This is a genomic window from Selenomonas sp. GACV-9 (assembly GCA_900116485.1).
GTDB classification, from domain to species: Bacteria; Bacillota; Negativicutes; order Selenomonadales; family Selenomonadaceae; genus Selenomonas_A; species Selenomonas_A ruminantium_G.
This window is the reverse complement of record FPAX01000001.1, coordinates 513,455-531,152: the sequence shown is the minus strand read 5'-3', so window position 1 is coordinate 531,152 and position 17,698 is coordinate 513,455. Positions and strand designations below refer to the sequence as shown.

Sequence of the window (17,698 nt, the reverse complement as noted above, 5' to 3'; positions counted from 1 at the left end):
ATGTCTGCTAGTCAGTCGCGGAAGGCGGCAGCTAGATGTTCCAGGCCGTCTTTCAGTGTGGCCCAGGGGCAGGCGATATTGATGCGTTGATAGCCTTCGCCGGCGGGGCCGAAGATATGGCCGCTGTCGAGCCAGAGATTGGCCTTGTGGATGATGCGGTCATCGAGCTCCTTTGCGGATAGGCCATAGGCCGAAAAGTCGAGCCAGAGCAGATAGGTGCCTTCGGGTTCAATCAAGCGTACCAGTGGAAGTTCCTGTTGCAGGAACTTCTTTGTTTTTTGATAGTTATCTTCCAGATAGGCGCGCAGCTTACAGAGCCATTCCTCGCCATGCTCGTAGGCAGCCTGGGCAGCAAATAGGCCTAGGCAGTTGGGCTGGCTGTAGCCAGTAGCGGCAAGTTCGTGCTTGAATTTGCGGCGCAGGGAGTCGTTTTCGATGAAGATGTTCGAGAGCTGCAGGCCTGCAAGGTTGAAGGTCTTGCTCGGTGCCGTGCAGGTGATGACGCGGTTGGCGATTTGCAGGGACAGCGATGCGAGCACGGTATGATGATAGCCGGCCCGGACGAATTCGTGATGGATTTCGTCGGCCACGATGAGGACCTCGTGACGCGTGCAGATGTCAGCAATCTTTAAAAGCTCCGCTTTGGTCCAGACGCGGCCTACCGGATTGTGGGGACTGCAGAGCAGGAAGAGTTTGACATTTCCCGTTCGGATCTTATGCTCGAAGTCCGCGAAATCGATGGAATAGTGACCGCCTTTTTCGACTAAGGGGCTGTTGACAAGCTGGCGTCCATTATCGACGATGGATTCTGTGAAGGGATAATAGACGGGCTGCTGGATGAGGACGCCGTCGCCTGGCTGCGTGAAGGCGCGGATGGCCGTGCAGAGCGCAAAGACGACGCCTGGGGTTACGACCAGGGATTCGGCTGAGGGCGTCCAGTTGTGATGGGTGCGGAACCAATTCAGCAGGACGTCTTTGTAAGTATCTTTGGGATCGGTATAGCCGAATATGCCGTGCGCCACGCGGCGCGAGAGTTCATCAAGGATAGGCTGCGGCGCACGGAAATCCATGTCGGCAACCCAAAAGGGCAGGATGTCCTGCGGATAGCCGCGTTCAGCGGCAAAGTCGTATTTGAGACAGGAGGTGCCACGGCGGTCGATGATTTCGTCAAAATTGGTGGGCATGGGAAACGCTCCTTTCGGTGGGGTCAGCCCTGCAGGGCCTGGCCAAGGTCGGCAATGATGTCGTCAGCATCTTCGATACCGACAGACAGGCGCAGCAGGCGGTCATCAAGGCCGGTGCGGGCCAGAAGCTCTGCGGGCATTTCGGCATGGGTTTGTGCCAATGGATAGGTCAGCAGTGTCTCCACGCCGCCGAGGCTTTCGGCAAAGCAGATAAGGTGCAGCTTTCCAAGTGCCGCTTTTGCCAATTCGGTCGTCTTGACTTTGAAAGAGATCATGCTGCCGTTGCCTGAGGCCTGACATCGCTGCAATTCGTAGCCAGGATGGCCGGGAAGGCCTACGTAATAGACATCCGTGACAGCTGGATGGCCTTGCAGCCACTGGGCGATTTTTAGGGCATTGGCAGCTTGCCGCTCGACGCGCAGGCCAAGCGTCTTGATGCTGCGGAGCAGCAGCCAGGAATCCAGCGGCGAAAGGTTCGGGCCTTCGGATTTGATGAACAGCTCCAGCTGCTGGGCGTAGTCGGCTTTTGCCTCGCGGACGACAAGGATGCCGGCGATGATGTCGTTATGGCCGCAGAGGTATTTGGTGGCGCTGTGCAAAACGATATCGGCACCAAGGGTCAGTGGTTTTTGGAAATGCGGTGATAGGAAGGTATTGTCAACGATGAGCAGGGCATCGTTGTCGTGTGCCAGCCTGGCCAGCGCTTGGATATCGCTGATGCGCATCATGGGATTGGAGGGCGTTTCGATAAATATGCCTTTAGTAGCCGGCTTTATATGGGCGGCGGTCAGTTCGAGATCGGCCGTATCTACATATTCGAATTGGATGTTGTAGCGTGTGTAGATGTCGTTAGCCAGACGGACGGTGCCACCATAAAGGTCCTCGGATAGCAGGACATGGTCGCCGGGCCGGAAGAGGTGCAGTACCATATTGATGGCAGCCATGCCGGAGGACAGCGCCCAGCTGCGCTCGCCTTGCTCTAGCAGTGCCATGGTCTTTTCAAGCTCATCGCGGGTCGGATTGGCGACGCGGCCATAATCGTAGCCGGTGCTCTGCTGGAAAGCAGGATGGCGATAGGTGGCAGAGGTATAGATGGGGGCGCTGATAGCACCCGTGGAATCGAATGTATGTGTACCGTGAACTTCGAGCGAAAAGTCGTGCATAGGAATTCCTCCTTGTATAGGTATATCATATTTCTTTGGTATGTTAAATATGATATACGGAAAGAATGTTGCTGTCAATGTTTTTTCGTTTATATATATATATTAGTTAGATTTTGCCAGTGGAAAAATAAGTTTACAAAATTACAAATACATACTTGACATATATGATAATTTGAATTATGATAGCTACAACGATTAGATAAAACATACATGTTAACTATGAAATACAAGACAGAGGTGGATGTTTATGACAATCAACAGAAAACAACTGGTACTCGATGCTTTAGATGGAAAAGGCGTGGAACGGATCCCGTCAGGATTCTGGTTTCACTTTCTTGATGATGAGATTGGTTCGGATGCCTTTGCTCATCCAGAACTGAGTCAGAAAGTACTGGCAAAACAGATTGAGTATATCGATTCGTTCCGGCCCGATTACGTCAAGATCATGACGGATGGTTTCTTCCATTACAATCATCCACAGGTTGCGGCGGCTCAGCGTGTAGAAGACCTCAAGGATCTGCAACCGCTGGCAGAGGATGATCCCTGGTTCACCCGGCAGATTGAGTATGCGCGGCAGCTGGTGCAGCGCTACGGTAATGAGATTGCATTGTTCTACAATGTCTTTGGTGCCAACACAACATTTCGTTTCATGCAGTCCCATTGGGAGAAGGGCGAAGAGAAACTCGTTTCCTTTATCCGCGAAGACAAAGAAACGGTCCGTGAGGCCTTCGATGTGATCTCTTCCGATTTGGCGAAATTGGCCAAACGGCTAATCACGGAGGCACATGTTACAGGTATCTATTTCAGCGTGCAGAACCTGCTCGGCGATGGCATTACCCGTGAAATCTACGAGGATGTGCTGGCACCGGGCGAGAAGAAGATCCTGGCGGCAGCGAACAGCGTCAGTGACTACAATATCCTGCATGTCTGCGGCTATGCCGGTCACCACAACCGCCTCGAGTGGTATGAGGACTACGAGGTCAAAGCCGTCAACTGGGCGGTTTCCGTTGAGCATGTATCATTGGAAGAAGGCCAGCAGATCTTCGACGGACGCACGGTCATCGGCGGATTTGGCAACCTTACTTCTGATGTGCTCTACAGTGGCAGTAAAGAGGAAATCCAGCAGGAAACGCGCCGGCTCATCGCCAAGGCTGGCCGCCGCGGCTTTATCCTCGGAGCTGACTGCACGGTGCCGAGAGATATTGACTGGCAACATCTTGAATGGGTGCGCGAGGCCGCTGTCTGAAGACGTATAGATGCTGTGGGTAGGATGATAGATTTTTATTAGGAGGAATTCATGATGAATATTCGCAAGATAGGGAAACTCATTACGGCAGGTCTTTTGGCAGGTGTGCTCACGGTGGCAGCTGGCTGCGGCGGCAATAAAGCGGCAGAGAAACCGGCCGATGGCAAGAAGGTCATCACCGTGGCGCATACCAATTATTATGTACCGTATGATTATGTCAATGAACAGGGCGAATCCGATGGCTTTGAGGTCGCTGTCATGAAGGAAGTGGCCAAGAAACTGCCACAGTATGAATTCAAATTCGTACCGACGTCCGATGATGATCTGCTCATCGGTGTGGAGTCTGGCAAGTATAACGTGGGGACGAAGGGCATTTGGATTACGGATGCGCGCAAGAAAAAATATGTATTCCCGAAAAACAATATCGGTGCCAGCGTAATTGGACTGGTCATCCGCAAAGATACGGCCAATGAGATCAAGGACTTGCCGTCCTTTGCACAGTTCAGCGGCAAGCTCGTACCGATTGCGCCGCAGGATGCACGCTACATGGTCATCGATTCGTACAACAAAGAGCATCAGGAGAAGCCCATCAAGCTCGTCTCGTCGGAGGCTTTCCAGATTGCCGATGCCTATAGCTGGGTAATGGAAGGCCGCTACGATGGCTATCTGGAGGTAGAGCTCAGCTATAAGAACAACATCCAGAAAGAGGATGCACCGTATCATCAGTTCGACGATAAGCTGACGTATATCCGTTATAAGGGCATTCCGACGTATCCAATTTTCAACAAGAATGAGCAGCAGTTTGCCGATGAATACGATAAGGCCATTGAGGAGCTGCGCAGTGAAGGCAAGATTGCTGAGTTGGAGCAGAAGTATTTCGGGGAAAGCTTGTCTTCCTATCTGAAATAATCGAGACAGAAAGAAGGGGTTGCCATGGATACCAGAGCTTTTGATCCGGCCATGATTTTTACAGTCATGCCGAATCTGCTGGAATATCTTGATGTAACGCTGCTGGTAGGCGCTGGCAGTATCATAGGGGGATCGCTGCTGGGGATGCTGCTGGCCTGGGCGAAAATAGGCGGCACGCGCGGATTGCGCTGGCTGGCGCAGGGGTACACTTATGTCATGCGGTGCACACCGTCCATCGTCCTGCTGTTCATCGTGTTCTATGGGCTGCCTCAACTGATGGATGCACTGTTCTCATATAATATCAATCAGATGAATCGGGCGGTATTTGCTATTCTCACATTTGTGCTACTGTTTGGCGCCTATATATCGGAGGTGTTCCGGTCAGCATATCTGGCTGTACCACAGGGACAGTACGAGGCTGCGGTGAGCATCGGCATCCCGCCGATAAAGGCCTTTTTCCTGGTTATGCTGCCTCAGGCGGCCGTGGTTGCCCTGCCGAACTTTGCCAACTCGACCATCAATCTGTTGAAGGAAGGGGCGCTGGCTTATACCATTGGTTTGATTGACATGATAGGACAGGGGAATCTTATCATTGCTCAGAATTTCGGGGCCTATGGTATTGAGGTCTACACAGCCTGCATGCTGATCTATTGGGGGATGACTTTGCTGCTGGAACGAGTCTTTGACTGGCTGGAAACACGTCTGGATAAGGGGCAGACGCTGGCTATCCGCAGCAAAGACGCGACGGGGAAAGAGAAGAATGGTTGGAAAGAGTGGCTGAAAGGAGGGGAAGCGCATGGAATTGGATTATGAGTTCATGGCCAGGACCTTTGGCGAAGTCTGGAAGGGGGTAGGTGTGACCTTGTCCTTGACGGCGCTGTCTCTGCTGCTGGCCTTCCTGCCGGCCTTCTATCTGGCAGTCTTGAGGATTCGGGGGAACTCCTCGAGCAGCCGGCTGGCGGCGCTTTATGTTTCCTTTGTGCGCGGTACGCCAATCATCCTGCAGATCCTGCTGCTATACAGTCTGTTGCCGAGCCTTATCCATGCGGTGCTCAAAGCGGCTGGTAGCAGCATCAACATTTTTGAGACAATCGATCCGTTCTGGTATGCAGTGGTTGTATTTGCTTTAAATACGACAGCCCTGCTGACGGAGGTCTTTCGCTCGGCACTGCTGAGTATACCGAAGGGCCAGATTGAAGCAGGCCTGTCGATAGGCCTTTCGGAAGTCCAGACATATTTGCGCGTGATCATTCCGCAGGCACTGGTGGTGGCTCTGCCAGCTATCTGCAATATCACGGTCAATCTGATAAAGGGAACATCGCTTGCCTTCCTGATGACGGTCAAGGATGTCATGGCATTGGGCAAGATCGCAGCTTCGTATGGGTATAACTATATCGAAGCGTATCTGGATGTATTTCTGGTGTATCTGGTACTTTGCACGCTTGTCCAGTGGTCGTACCATTTTGCTGAGCGTCGTTTGGGAGCATTCCGCGGGAATGCATGATAGAAAGTGGGTGGTTGCATGTTGATGCAGATTCGTGGTGTACGTAAATCCTTTCAAGATAATACAGTCCTTCGTGATGTGAATATGGATCTGGACCGCGGCGATGTGGTCGTTATCCTGGGGCCTTCTGGCTCGGGCAAAACGACGTTTCTTCGCTGTCTCAATTTCCTTGAGCAGGCTGATGCGGGGAGCATGGAGCTTGATGGGGTAAAACTTGACTTGTCAAAAGCGTCCTCCAAAGAGATTGCTGGAGTGCGCAAGAAGACGGCTTTTGTGTTCCAGAATTACAATCTCTTTGCCAATAAGACGGCGCTAGAGAATGTGACACTGGGGCTCACGGCAGGTCGTGGCATGGGGAAGGATGAAGCGCGGGAAATCGGCCTGCGCGCCTTGCGCAAGGTCGGTTTAGCCGAGCGGGCGGATTACTATCCGGCCCAGCTTTCCGGCGGACAGCAGCAGCGCGTGGGAATCGCGCGGGCGATTGCGGTTCGCCCGGATGTGGTCCTTTTCGATGAGCCGACTTCAGCCCTTGACCCGGAGCTTGTCGGCGAGGTGCTGCAGGTCATGCGGAGCCTGGCTGAGGAAGGCATGACCATGATAGTGGTCACGCACGAGATGAAATTTGCCCGTGATGTAGCGTCGCATGTCATTTTCATGGCTGATGGTGTGGTCGTGGAAGAGGGAACGAGTGAAGAGTTCTTTACGAATCCGCAGCAGGAAAGGACCAAGAAATTCCTCAAGCGGATACTACCGGAAACATATGAAGATCCGGCTGTGCGAATTTAAGGGAAGAAGGCTTTGTTATGAGTTTGTCAGGAAAGACCGCACTGGTAAGCGGGGGAAATCGCGGCATTGGCCGGGCCATCGTGGAACGGTTGGCCCGCGAGGGAAGTAAAGTATTGTTCCTGGGCCGCAATGAAAGGGAAAACCGGCAGGTGGAGGCAGAAATCAACCGCCTTTATCCAGACGCTGTCCGTGGCTTTGCTGTAGACGTTGCCGATGAGGCGGCGGTCAATGACTGGTTCGCCGCGGTAGCGGAGCAATATGACTCGCTCGATATCCTCGTGAATAATGCTGGTATCTGTCAGCTCAGCAAGAGTTTCACGGAAGTCTCCGATGCTGACTGGGCGGCGACGCTTGGGGTCAATCTATATGGCGTGATCCATTTGACCCGTCAAATCATACCGTGGCTGAAGAAACAGAAAAGCGGCAAGATTGTCCATGTGGCCTCGCTGGCAGCGGAGGTGGGCGGTATTGCCACGGCTGCTGATTATGTAGGCAGCAAGGCGGCAGTGATTGGCCTTACCAAATCGCTGGCAAGGGAGCTGGCACCGTATCAGATCAATGTGAATGCGGTAGCGCCAGGATTCGTGCGCACGCAGATGACCGAAGCGATGGCTGTGGACGAGTCAATCATCCCACTGGGGCGTATGGCAGAACCTGAGGATATTGCGAGCGCGGTATATTTCCTGGTATCGGAAGAGTCCCGTTGCATCACAGGAACTACCCTTGATGTCAATGGTGGCCTTTTTATGAAATGAACATATCTTAAGAACCGGGCAGCGAGGAATAGGCCCGGTTTTTTGTCCAGCTATTGACACTGGCAGAGGCTATGGGTAAGATGGAGATTGTATCATTGCGATTGAAAAAAGGTCAGGGGGTTCCGTGGCTATAAGAAAGGGTCTGTTTTATGAAAAATCCGTTGCGCTATCAGATTTCTGAATACGATTGCGGCCCGACGTCTCTGCTGAATGCGTTAAGCTTTCTGTTCGAGCGGGAGGAGATATCACCAGAGCTTATCCGTAACATCATGCTGTACTCCTTGGACTGCTATGAACGTGGCGGTGTGCTCGGCCAGCGGGGAACCTCGCGCATGGCAATGATGTTTCTCTCGAATTGGCTCGATGGCGTGGGCAAGACTGGTGTGCTGCCGATTGAGAGCCGGTACCTGGCAGGAAAAGACGTATATATGGGCGAAAACAGCCTCGTCGTCGATGCCTTGCGGCGTCAAGGGGCAGCTGTGGTGCGCTTGAATCTGGATGGCGACCACTATGTGCTGCTGACAGGCGTAGACGGAGAGCGGATCTATTTGTTCGACCCGTATCTGCTGGAGCAGGCGCTGGCTGACAAGTCAATCGAATCCACGGAAGCACATCCGAAAGCCTACAACCGTATCGTGCCCTTTGCGTATTTCAACCGTGAAGAACAGGGGTTATATGCACTGGGCCCTGCCGAGGAGCGTGAGGCGGTGCTGTTCTTCAACCAGAATACGAAGCTTACCGCCGAGAAGACCATCGAGTACTTCATCTGATGGCACAGAGGAGAAAAACAACATAAGCAGATGACTGAGCAGCGGTCAGAAAAAACGTGTAGTTGGTTACGTACATGATTTTTCCTGGCCGCTGTTTTTGTTGTTTCTATAATTGACAGATTATCATTATCAATATATAATGATAATCATTACTGTGGAGACATAAACAGAAAGGATATGAATGATTTGCGTTGGTTATATTGGACTGTGGGGATTGCTGGGGTGATTTTCACTGCGGGGCTTGCTGTCTCGGTGGGGGTTGTGGCGATTCCCTGGTCAGAGACAGTGTCGGTGCTGGCTGGGACCATAGGGCTGCCAGTGGAGGCAGCGGTTCCTCAGGGGCATTACGATATCATCTGGGAATTGAGAATGCCGCGGGTCATGCTGGCGGCATTGGCGGGAGCCGGGCTGGCACTTTGTGGCATGGTCATGCAGGCGCTGGTACAGAATCCGCTGGCTGAGCCGTATATCCTGGGGGTAGCCTCGGGGGCCTCGCTGGGAGCTGTCATGGTCATCATGCTGGGCGGAAGTGCTGTGCTGGTGGGCATGGGCGTGCCTGCCGGTGCCTTTGCCGGAGCGGTGGCAGCGACTGCCTTTGTGGTGCTGCTGGCTGGCCGGGAACGAAGTGCTTCGGCGGTGCGGCTGATCCTGGCTGGTGCTGTGGTGAGTGCCTTGTTTTCGGCGCTGGCCAATCTGGTAGTGTATCTGGCGAACGATGCGGAAGGGATGCGCAGTGCAGCTTTCTGGACGATGGGATCGCTGGCAGGCGCGCGCTGGGATAACCTGTGGCTGCCAGGCGTGGCGGTATTGGCAGCCGGGGGGTTCTTTGCCCTGCGTCTGCGTGAGCTCAATGCGATGCTGCTCGGGGAGGAGACAGCAATGACCTTGGGCGTAGATCTGGCGCGTGAGCGCCGTAGATATCTGGCACTCACGGCATTGCTGACCGGGATCATTGTCTCGGCCTGCGGGATCTTCGGCTTTGTCGGTCTTATCGTCCCCCATGGCGTGCGGATGCTCCTGGGAGCCGATCATCGCCGGGTGCTGCCCGGGGTAATGCTTGCCGGGGCGGTTTTCCTGATGCTGGCCGATATGCTGTGCCGTGTATTGCTGCCGAGCGGAGAACTGCCGATCGGGATTGTGACCGCCTTGGTGGGAGCGCCGCTTTTCATGCGGCTGCTCTTCCGTGCTGAAGGTGGACTGCGTTGCTGAAAGGGGCGTATATGCTGGATTTAGAAGTAAGAGATCTCTCGTTTTCGCTGCGGGGCAGGAAAATCTTGCAGGATATTTCGCTGTCGGTGAAGCGCGGTGAGTTTGTGGGCATCATCGGTCCTAATGGCAGTGGGAAATCGACACTGCTCAAGCATGTGTATCGCGTCCTGCGGCCGGAACGGGGCGAAATTGTCCTGCTGGGGCGGCGGCTGGCGGATATGCCGCTGGCGGTGTCGGCACAGCAGATGGCTGTCGTGGGCCAGTTCCATACGGTGGCCTTTGACTTTTCGGTTTACGATATGGTGATGATGGGGCGGATTCCCCAGCAGCGCCATGGCGGCAGGATAACCCGGCAGGACAAGGCGGCGGTTGAGCGGGCCCTGCAGCTGGTTGGCATGGCCGGTATGGCCAGCCGCCGCTTCCAGTCCTTGTCGGGCGGGGAGCAGCAGCGGGTGGTGATGGCCCGGGCGTTGGCGCAGGAGCCGCGCTTCCTGCTGCTGGATGAACCGACGAACCATTTGGATATCCGCTACCAGATGCAGCTGCTGGAGCTGGCGGCCGGCCTGGGCATCGGTGTCCTGGCGGTGCTGCATGATCTGAATCTGGCGGCTATGTACTGCCAGCGTTTATATGTTCTGAAGGGCGGGCGGCTTACTGCCGCGGGAGAGCCGCGGGAGATATTGACACCAGAGCTCGTGCGGCAGGTATATGGGGTGACCTGCGAAGTGCTCCGTGGGCAGGCAGAGCGGCCTGTCATCGTATTTGGCCGGGAGGCCGTGGTGATATGAGGAGGTACCTGCTGGTTTTATTGACAGGCCTCAGCGTGTTCTTCGTCGGCTGCGGCCGGGACGGTGAGCAGGCAGCGGCTGGCCAGGTGATTCAGAATTTTGACGCAAATGGCTATGCCCGCCGGACGGTGCTGCATGGTGTGCCGCAGCGCGTGCTCATCTTATATCCTGGGGCAGCGGAGGCCATGCTGGAGCTGGGGCTTGATGAACATATCCTGCAGACCGTCGGGGCCTATGGCAGTGAGCCGCCGGAGCTGGCAGCCCGCTTTGCGGAGCTTCCCAAGGTGAGAGCTGCCTTTGTGCCGGCCCAGGAGGAGGTATTCGCCCTGCAGCCGGATCTCATCATCGGCTGGGCGCATAATTTCTCGTCACAGGAGCTGGGGGCAGCACAGACCTGGCAGGCGCGGGGAATCGGTGCGTATATCGTGCCGGCGACGCTGCCGGGCCGCTCGCTGACGCTGGAGGATGCGGTCTATCCGTTCCTGCGGGATCTGGGGCAGATGTTTGGCGTCGAGCAGCGCGCGGAGGCGTATATCGCCTCATGCCGCCGCCAAGAAGAAAGGGCGATGAGCCAGGTAGCGGACTTGCCGGTGGCAACCGCTGTGGTCCTGCAGGATCATGGCCGCTCGACGTATTCGCTCTACGATGCCAGCTATCTGATCGACGATGTGCTCGCAAAGGCTGGCTTTGCGAATCTGGTGCGCCGCAAGACTTCCATGGTCGGCCCCGAGCGGATATTGGCTTATGATCCGGATTATCTGGTCTATGTCTCGCTGCCAGGAAAGGATGGCAGCGACCTCAGCGAGGAAGACGCGCTTGGTCTGGTCAACGCGAATCCGGATCTTAAGCGGCTGCGGGCGGTGCAGCAGGGACATGTCATCGTCATCCCGTTTGCAGAGGTGAACAGCGGCAATGGCCGTGCAATTGATGCGCTAAATCGCCTGGTGACAGGCAGAATTAGAAATAGATAAAAATCTTCTACGATTTGCAGAAAGGATTTAGGAACTGTATGAAAAAGTATTCGGAGAAAAAATTGCTGGCGGCATTGATCTGTGGAGCCATTTCGCTGGGCGGAGCAAATTATGCGGCAGCTGAGCAGGCTGCAGATGCCCCGCTGGAGGAATTCTCGCTCGATGATTATGTGGTGACGGCCAATCGCATGAAGGTGCGGGAGAAGGCCGTGGCGGCAGATGTCACGGTGGTGACGGCTGAGGAGATTGCGAAGGGGAATTTCGCGACGGTGACGGATGCCCTGCGGGATAAGGGCGTCAACGTCAAGACGAATACGACGGGCAGCTATGTCGAACTCAATGGCGACAGCCGCGTGCTGCTGATGGTGAATGGACGCCGTACCAACTGGAACCATGGGCCGCTGATCAGTGGCGTGAATACGGGCCTTGTCGATCTTGATTCGTTCCAGATTGACGACATCGAGCGAATCGAAGTGGTGCATGGCCCGAACTCCTCCCTTTATGGCAATGCAGCCATGGGCGGCGCCATCAATATCATCACGAAGCGTCCCGAGCCGGGGCAGCATCTGAAGGTGCGCAGTGAGGCCGGCACGCAGGGGCAGTTCCGCGGTGCCCTGCGGGTGGAAGGTGGCGACGACAATGTCACCTACGCGCTGTCCGCGAGCCGCGAGGTACGCGGGGATATCGAGTACAATTCCCCGGATCGTGGCAGCCTGACCATCCCCGACACGGGGATGAACCGCACCAGTGAGGCGCTGACGCTGGACAAGAAATTCAAGAATGGCGATCTGCTGAGCTTTGCGTTTGAGAACACCGATGCCAATAAGAGCTCGGCCATCTATGTGGCCGACCCCAATACGGCAGTGCCTGTATACCGGAATGCCCGGACGGAGGAGACGGTCCGTTCGCTGGCGCTGACGTATACCTGGGCACCGCGCTGGGAGAACGCACCGCAGGATTTCCTGCGCATCTATCAGAATCAGGAAACGATCGATGGCCGCATGAGCGCTGCCTATACAGACGATCTGCGGGCGCTGGGCGCAGAGTATCAGAAGAACTGGCGGCTTGGCGATAAGAATACGCTCATCAGCGGTGTGTCCTACAATCATGAGAATATCCAGGAGGAGAATGATGGTAGCCTTGACCGTTCGGCGGCAACGACTTCTTTATATATGGAAGACAACTGGCAGTTTGATAAGGGCTGGCTGCTGAATTTCGGCACCCGGTGGGAGAACCACAGCGATTTCGGTGCGGATTTCACTTCGCATATCGGCTTGAACAAGGAGCTCTCGCAGGCAACGAATGCCTACATTTCCTGGGGGCAGGCCGTCAACAATCCTACCTTGAAGATGCGCTATGCCAACACCCTGTATTGGGAGGGGAATCCGAATCTCAAGCAGGAGAAATCGGAGACGGTGACGGTCGGCGTCAAGTCGAAACTGTCGGCGGCTACGGATCTGAATCTCAGCATGTATTACAGCAAGGTGGACGATGCTCTGGACTGGATCTATACCGACAAGACGCGGTATTACAATGTTGCCGATGAGACGCGGCGTGGCCTGGACATCAACCTGCGTCATCGCTTCTCGCCGCAGTGGGCGCTGGGCCTTGGCTATGCCTACGCCCAGGTGGAGGAAAGCGGTACGACCTGGAATAACCTGTATCGCAAGAATAACCAGCCCAACCGCTATCTGCTGGGATTGGGATACCAGCAGGACAAATGGGATGCCGAGGCGACCCTGCAGCATGTGTCTGGCCGCGTGGTCGGGGCGAATGCGTTCCTGGACAGCCAGTACACGACGCTGGATATGGTCGTCAACTACCGGTGCTCGGCGGCTACGAAACTGTATCTCAAGGGCTATAACCTGACCAATGCAAGCTACGAGTCCATTGCGGCAAGTGCGGGCTATTACATGGCGCCGGGGCGCAGCGTGGTCTTTGGTATTCAGCATGCGTTTTGATGATGATGGATTGTGAGGTTTGTATATGGAATATATTGCAACGGGAATAGAATTCTTCCAGAAGGGCGGCGCGGTCATGTATGTGCTCGTGCTTTGCTCGCTGCTGGTGGCAGCAATCGGCGTGGAACGCGCCCTTTACTACCGGCAGGCAGATTCCGGCCGGGAGTTTGCGCGCCGGTTCAGCCAGGAAATGGCGTCTGGCCGTTTCGGCGAGGCGGCCAGCCTTGCCAAGGCGGCCTCCGGCGCACTGGCATCCATACTGTGGACTGCCATGCATAAGCCAAGCGATGCGCAGGCTGCGCATCATATGGAACTGCAGACGGGAATCGAGCTGTCCAGGTTCCGCCAGCGGCTCTATTATCTCAGTGTCATCGTGACGATGGCACCGCTTTTGGGGCTGCTGGGAACCATCAGCGGCATGATTTCGTCCTTCAGTGTGTTCAATGTCACGGCGGGTCAGGCGACGGCTATCACCGGCGGTGTCGGTGAGGCGCTCATCGCTACGGCCATGGGGCTCTGCGTGGCGATCGCCGCTCTGACCGTCCATGCGTATTTTACCCAGCGGGTGGAAAACATCGTCACGGACATGGAGCTCTGTTGCTCGCTGGTTGAGGAGCATCGGGCGGAGCTGCTGGCGGCTGCGGAGGATGTCCAGGATGGCAGCTATGTGCTGAAAGGCGGCGCATTATGAGGCTCAGGGATAGACGGGCCGGTTCGCAGCCTGAAGTCATGATCATTCCGATGATTGACATCATGTTTTTCCTGTTGGTGTTTTTCATGATGAGTACACTGTACATGGTCAATCTGAAGACCGTCGATGTCGAGATGCCAAAGGCACAGCATGCAGAGACGCAGATGAATGTGAACTATCTGGTCACGCTGAAGCAGGATGGCTCGTTGTGGCTCGAAGATGAGCCGGTGGCCGAGCAGGATCTGCTGGAGCGGGCCAAGCAGGAATACAAGCGCAATCCGCGCTTTGCCGTTGTGGTACGGGCTGACCAGAATATCGACTATGGTCTGGTGGTCGCCCTGCTGGATAAGCTGCGCGGCGCGGGGATTGCCCGGTTCGGGCTGGCGGCTGAGCCGGGAGGCACCCATGGAGAGTAACAGAAGGCATAAGGCCATAGCCTGGGGCATTTCTGTGGCGGTCCATCTGCTGTTGTTTGCCGTGGTAGCTTTGACGGGCCTGTTTGCCAAGCTGTCGTCAGATCCCGATAAGGTGCTGGATGTCACGCTCTACGAGCTGGAGACGGCAGCAGCCGGCGGCGCTGAGGCTGCGGGAGCTGAAAGCGGTGGAAATGCGGAGCCTGCGGCTGGCGATGCTATGGCCGTCACCGTGGAGGAGGCGGTATTGGATCAGTCCGCTGCCGTGGTACGCGCGGTCGAAGAGAAGGCCGCAGCGAAAGCGGAGAGCACGCAGGCTGCCCGGCAGGAAAGCGGCAGTGGAGAGAAGGGCAAGGAATCCAGCCAGACTGGCAGCGGAATGGCAGGGCAAGAAAAGGGAAGCAAGGAAGGGACTGGGATAGGAGAAGGCCAGGAAACGGGAGCGGGCAGTGGCGACAGGGATGATGCCGCTGCCGGGCGCCCCGCTGTGCCGCCGCAGCTTGTCGCTGGTGCGGCGCCTGCATATCCGGAGGGCCTGCGCCGGCAAGGGATAGAGGGGGCGGTGCGCGTGCGCGTGGTCGTTGGCCGGGACGGCAGTGTGGAAAGCGCGGCGGTGACATCGTCTTCGGGGTACGAGGAGATGGATGCTGCTGCCGTGGCGGCTGCTTACCGCTATCGCTTCGCAGCGGCGCGCAACAGCTATGGCGACCCCGTGCGCTGTGCGGTCGGACAGACCGTGCAATTCCGTTTGGATGGAGCAGGATAATGCGTCCAGCTTGGCGAATTAAACAACAGAAATCGTTGACGATTCCGTTGCCAAGCAGAAGGATAGGACGCCTGCCCCATGAACATAGTGAGGGATAAGAATGAGGACTGTTGTATGTTGGGAAAGGCATATGACAGTCCTTTTTTGTGCAGGCGGCGTCAGCGCAGCTGTTTCCGCTGCTTGAAGACGAGGACTCGTCCGCGCAGCAGGAACTGGACATTTGCTTGCTGGAAGATCTGTCTCTTAAAAGGGGAGCTGCGAGTATGAGAAATTTTTTGGAAAAACTGTTGTATCGGTTCATGCGGAAGAACCGCAGGAACATCCTGGATAAAATGGTACGCATCGTACTGGGAAGCAATCTGGCGGCAGTGCTCATTTTAGGAGGGATCGCACTCTATGGCATGAGCTTTGCGCTCAGGCAGGCACAGGATATGGGGGAGAGCCTGGGGGAGAATTCCTATGAGAACAGTTCGAGACTGCTGATAAGCCAGCGGCAGGAAGAACTGGTACACATTGCCCAGGACAATGCGGCTATCATCAATCACAGGATGCTGGACATTTCCCGGAGTGTGCAGGGCGTGGCCAGGGAGGCTGAAGAAATCGAGCGCTATCCGCAGCGGTTCCTGTCACAGGAGGTGAATATCCCGACGCCTGCCAATTACCGCAGCCTGTATCTTTATCTCCAGTATGGGCCGGAGGTTTCGCCGGAGGCTTATCAGAAGCATATCTCCATGATGGCCAATATCGGGGATCTGCTGGCCCGGACGATAGAGAGCAATGACATGGCCGAATCGGTATTCATCACCGCCAAGGATAACTTCACCTTGTCTGTGGATGCCCCACGGGTGCTGGCCGAGGATAAGTCAGATATCCCCAAGCCGCACTATGATGCAGTCGGCAGCGACTGGTACAAGCGGGCAGCTGGCAAGGATGGTCTGGTTTTTACCCCGGTCAGGCGGTTCATGTTCAACAAGAAGCTGGGGATGTTCTGCTCGGTGCCTTATTATGGGACGGATGGCAGGCTGGCTGGCGTGGCCTGCATGCAGACCTCGCTGGACAATCTGCGCCATATCCTGAAGGAAACCAACCTGCACGATGAGGGCTTCTGCTTCGTGACGGACAACCGGGGATACGTCATCCTGTCTTCCCAGGAGAACGCTGCTGGGAAGGAGCGGGAACTGGAGGTGAATATCCAGAACGACCTCCGGCAGTCGGATAATGCGACGCTGGCGCTGACCATCCGGGAGATGGTGGCCGGAGGGAATGGCGTGCGGCAGACGCAGGTGGATGGCAAGGATTACTACATCGCCTTTGCGCCTATCGAAAGCACGGGCTGGAGCTTTGCGGCTGCCTTTGCCGCTGACGATGTCATCGCTCCGGCGCTGCAGAACAAGGCCGACATTGCCCAGGTCACCAAAGAGAAAACCTCCCTCATGCAGCAGAAGATGTCGCTCATCATATTCCTGATGGTGGTGTTCATCGCTGTCCTGCTGGTGGTGTTCGTTTACAGTGGCAGGAAACTTTCCCGGCAGTTCGTGGCACCTATCCACGAATTGGCAGATGGTGTAAGGGAGATTACCAGTGGCAATCTCAGCAAGAAGGTGGAGATCCGCACAGGGGATGAGATCGAGCATCTGGCAGTCTGTTTCAATGCCATGACCGATGAGCTGCAGACCTATATGAAGAATCTCACCGCAGCCACGGCCGAGAAGGAGCGCATAGCCACGGAACTTTCCGTTGCCAGAGACATCCAGCTGGGCGCCCTGCCGCAGGAATTCCTGCAGGACAAGAAAAGCATCCAGCTTTATGCGGCCATGTTTGCCGCCAAGGAAGTGGGTGGAGATTTCTATGACTTCTATATGTTGGACGAGAATCATCTGGTGCTGGCGATGGCTGATGTATCGGGCAAGGGGGTGCCTGCGGCCCTGTTCATGATGCGGGCTAAGACGACGCTGAAGAATCTGGTGCTTATGGCAAGGGTCCCCGATGATTTCGCCGCGGTCATGACACTGGCCAACCAGGAGCTTTGCCAGGACAATGAGGAAATGATGTTTGTCACCGTCTTCCTGGCCCAGCTGGATCTCACGACGGGTGAGCTCATCTACGTGAATGGTGGCCACAATCCGCCGCTGGTCAGCCATGACGGCCGTTACAGCTATATCCGGGAGGAGCGGGGACAGCCGGCCCTGGGCGCACTGGAAGAGGCAGCTTACGAGGCCCACAGGCTGCGGCTGGCGCCGGGGGAGAAGCTCTTCCTGTATACCGATGGGGTGACGGAAGCCATGGACACGCAGAAGCGCTTCTACTCAGAGGAACGCCTGCAGCAGACGCTGGATCGTATCGGTCGTGAGGCCGATGTGCAGGAGATCCTGACAGCGGTCAGACACGATATAGCTGTCCATGCAGAGGGGGCGGAGCAGTCCGACGATATTACCATGCTGGGGCTGATGTACTGTGGGAAATAAGGGCTGGCAGGCATAGGAAGGCTTTGCCTGTCGACAAGATCTGGATAATAGAGTTATAATGCGGCATCGATCAGCAGCAGGCTGCCCTGGAAGTCCAGCTGAAGGAGCTGGAGGTTG

General features: G+C 55.8%; 17 protein-coding genes. 15 read left to right on the top strand and 2 right to left on the bottom strand.

Going from position 1 to position 17,698, the window contains the following annotated elements; genetic code table 11:
* Nucleotides 1-11 precede the first annotated feature (11 nt).
* Nucleotides 12-1,184 (bottom strand): MalY/PatB family protein, encoded by a 1,173-nt coding sequence (locus tag BM322_RS02510; protein ID WP_075428296.1) that lies wholly within the window; start codon nucleotides 1,182-1,184, stop codon nucleotides 12-14.
* A gap of 23 nt (nucleotides 1,185-1,207) precedes the next feature.
* Nucleotides 1,208-2,347, bottom strand: coding sequence for a PLP-dependent aspartate aminotransferase family protein (locus BM322_RS02505; protein ID WP_075428295.1), 1,140 nt, complete (start codon nucleotides 2,345-2,347; stop codon nucleotides 1,208-1,210).
* Between the two features lie 247 nt (nucleotides 2,348-2,594).
* On the opposite strand from BM322_RS02505, the gene BM322_RS02500 reads away from it, so the two are divergent.
* The 15 genes from BM322_RS02500 (at nucleotide 2,595) to BM322_RS02430 (ending at nucleotide 17,581) form a co-directional block, all read left to right on the top strand.
* Nucleotides 2,595-3,593 (top strand): uroporphyrinogen decarboxylase family protein, encoded by a 999-nt coding sequence (locus BM322_RS02500; RefSeq protein ID WP_075428294.1) that lies wholly within the window; start codon nucleotides 2,595-2,597, stop codon nucleotides 3,591-3,593.
* Between the two features lie 54 nt (nucleotides 3,594-3,647).
* Nucleotides 3,648-4,502, top strand: coding sequence for a transporter substrate-binding domain-containing protein (locus BM322_RS02495; RefSeq protein ID WP_075428293.1), 855 nt, complete (start codon nucleotides 3,648-3,650; stop codon nucleotides 4,500-4,502).
* Nucleotides 4,503-4,526: 24 nt separating this feature from the next.
* Nucleotides 4,527-5,315: an amino acid ABC transporter permease gene (locus BM322_RS02490; protein ID WP_075428292.1), complete on the top strand. Its 789-nt coding sequence runs from the start codon at nucleotides 4,527-4,529 to the stop codon at nucleotides 5,313-5,315.
* On the top strand, nucleotides 5,299-6,006 hold the full coding sequence (locus tag BM322_RS02485) for an amino acid ABC transporter permease (RefSeq protein WP_075428291.1): 708 nt from the start codon (nucleotides 5,299-5,301) through the stop codon (nucleotides 6,004-6,006). The genes BM322_RS02490 and BM322_RS02485 overlap by 17 nt, the downstream gene beginning before the upstream one ends.
* 18 nt (nucleotides 6,007-6,024) lie before the next feature.
* Nucleotides 6,025-6,792: an amino acid ABC transporter ATP-binding protein gene (locus tag BM322_RS02480; protein WP_075428290.1), complete on the top strand. Its 768-nt coding sequence runs from the start codon at nucleotides 6,025-6,027 to the stop codon at nucleotides 6,790-6,792.
* Nucleotides 6,793-6,809: 17 nt separating this feature from the next.
* Complete coding sequence (locus BM322_RS02475) at nucleotides 6,810-7,547, top strand: SDR family NAD(P)-dependent oxidoreductase (RefSeq protein WP_075428289.1); 738 nt, start codon at nucleotides 6,810-6,812, stop codon at nucleotides 7,545-7,547.
* 149 nt (nucleotides 7,548-7,696) lie between these two features.
* The gene (locus tag BM322_RS02470) at nucleotides 7,697-8,317 is read left to right on the top strand and encodes a peptidase C39 (RefSeq protein ID WP_075428288.1); all 621 of its coding nucleotides are present in this window, start codon (nucleotides 7,697-7,699) and stop codon (nucleotides 8,315-8,317) included.
* 186 nt (nucleotides 8,318-8,503) lie between these two features.
* Nucleotides 8,504-9,526 carry an iron ABC transporter permease gene (locus BM322_RS02465; RefSeq protein WP_318254500.1) on the top strand — a complete coding sequence of 341 codons (1,023 nt, stop codon included), beginning with the start codon at nucleotides 8,504-8,506 and terminating at the stop codon, nucleotides 9,524-9,526.
* An 11-nt stretch (nucleotides 9,527-9,537) separates the two neighbouring features.
* A complete protein-coding gene (locus BM322_RS02460; protein ID WP_218154593.1) occupies nucleotides 9,538-10,314 on the top strand; it encodes an ABC transporter ATP-binding protein in 777 nt (258 codons plus the stop codon).
* Nucleotides 10,311-11,285 (top strand): ABC transporter substrate-binding protein, encoded by a 975-nt coding sequence (locus tag BM322_RS02455; RefSeq protein WP_075428286.1) that lies wholly within the window; start codon nucleotides 10,311-10,313, stop codon nucleotides 11,283-11,285. The genes BM322_RS02460 and BM322_RS02455 overlap by 4 nt, the downstream gene beginning before the upstream one ends.
* Nucleotides 11,286-11,323: 38 nt before the next feature.
* Nucleotides 11,324-13,246, top strand: a complete 1,923-nt coding sequence (locus tag BM322_RS02450) for a TonB-dependent siderophore receptor (protein WP_075428285.1) — start codon at nucleotides 11,324-11,326, stop codon at nucleotides 13,244-13,246.
* Between the two features lie 25 nt (nucleotides 13,247-13,271).
* Nucleotides 13,272-13,937: a MotA/TolQ/ExbB proton channel family protein gene (locus BM322_RS02445; protein ID WP_075428284.1), complete on the top strand. Its 666-nt coding sequence runs from the start codon at nucleotides 13,272-13,274 to the stop codon at nucleotides 13,935-13,937.
* Nucleotides 13,934-14,353, top strand: a complete 420-nt coding sequence (locus BM322_RS02440) for a biopolymer transporter ExbD (protein WP_075428283.1) — start codon at nucleotides 13,934-13,936, stop codon at nucleotides 14,351-14,353. The genes BM322_RS02445 and BM322_RS02440 overlap by 4 nt, the downstream gene beginning before the upstream one ends.
* The gene (locus tag BM322_RS02435; RefSeq protein WP_075428282.1) at nucleotides 14,343-15,116 is read left to right on the top strand and encodes a TonB family protein; all 774 of its coding nucleotides are present in this window, start codon (nucleotides 14,343-14,345) and stop codon (nucleotides 15,114-15,116) included. Before BM322_RS02440 ends, BM322_RS02435 begins: the two co-directional genes overlap by 11 nt.
* Before the next feature lie 263 nt (nucleotides 15,117-15,379).
* Nucleotides 15,380-17,581 carry a SpoIIE family protein phosphatase gene (locus tag BM322_RS02430; protein ID WP_075428281.1) on the top strand — a complete coding sequence of 734 codons (2,202 nt, stop codon included), beginning with the start codon at nucleotides 15,380-15,382 and terminating at the stop codon, nucleotides 17,579-17,581.
* The last annotated feature ends 117 nt before the right edge of the window (nucleotides 17,582-17,698 follow it).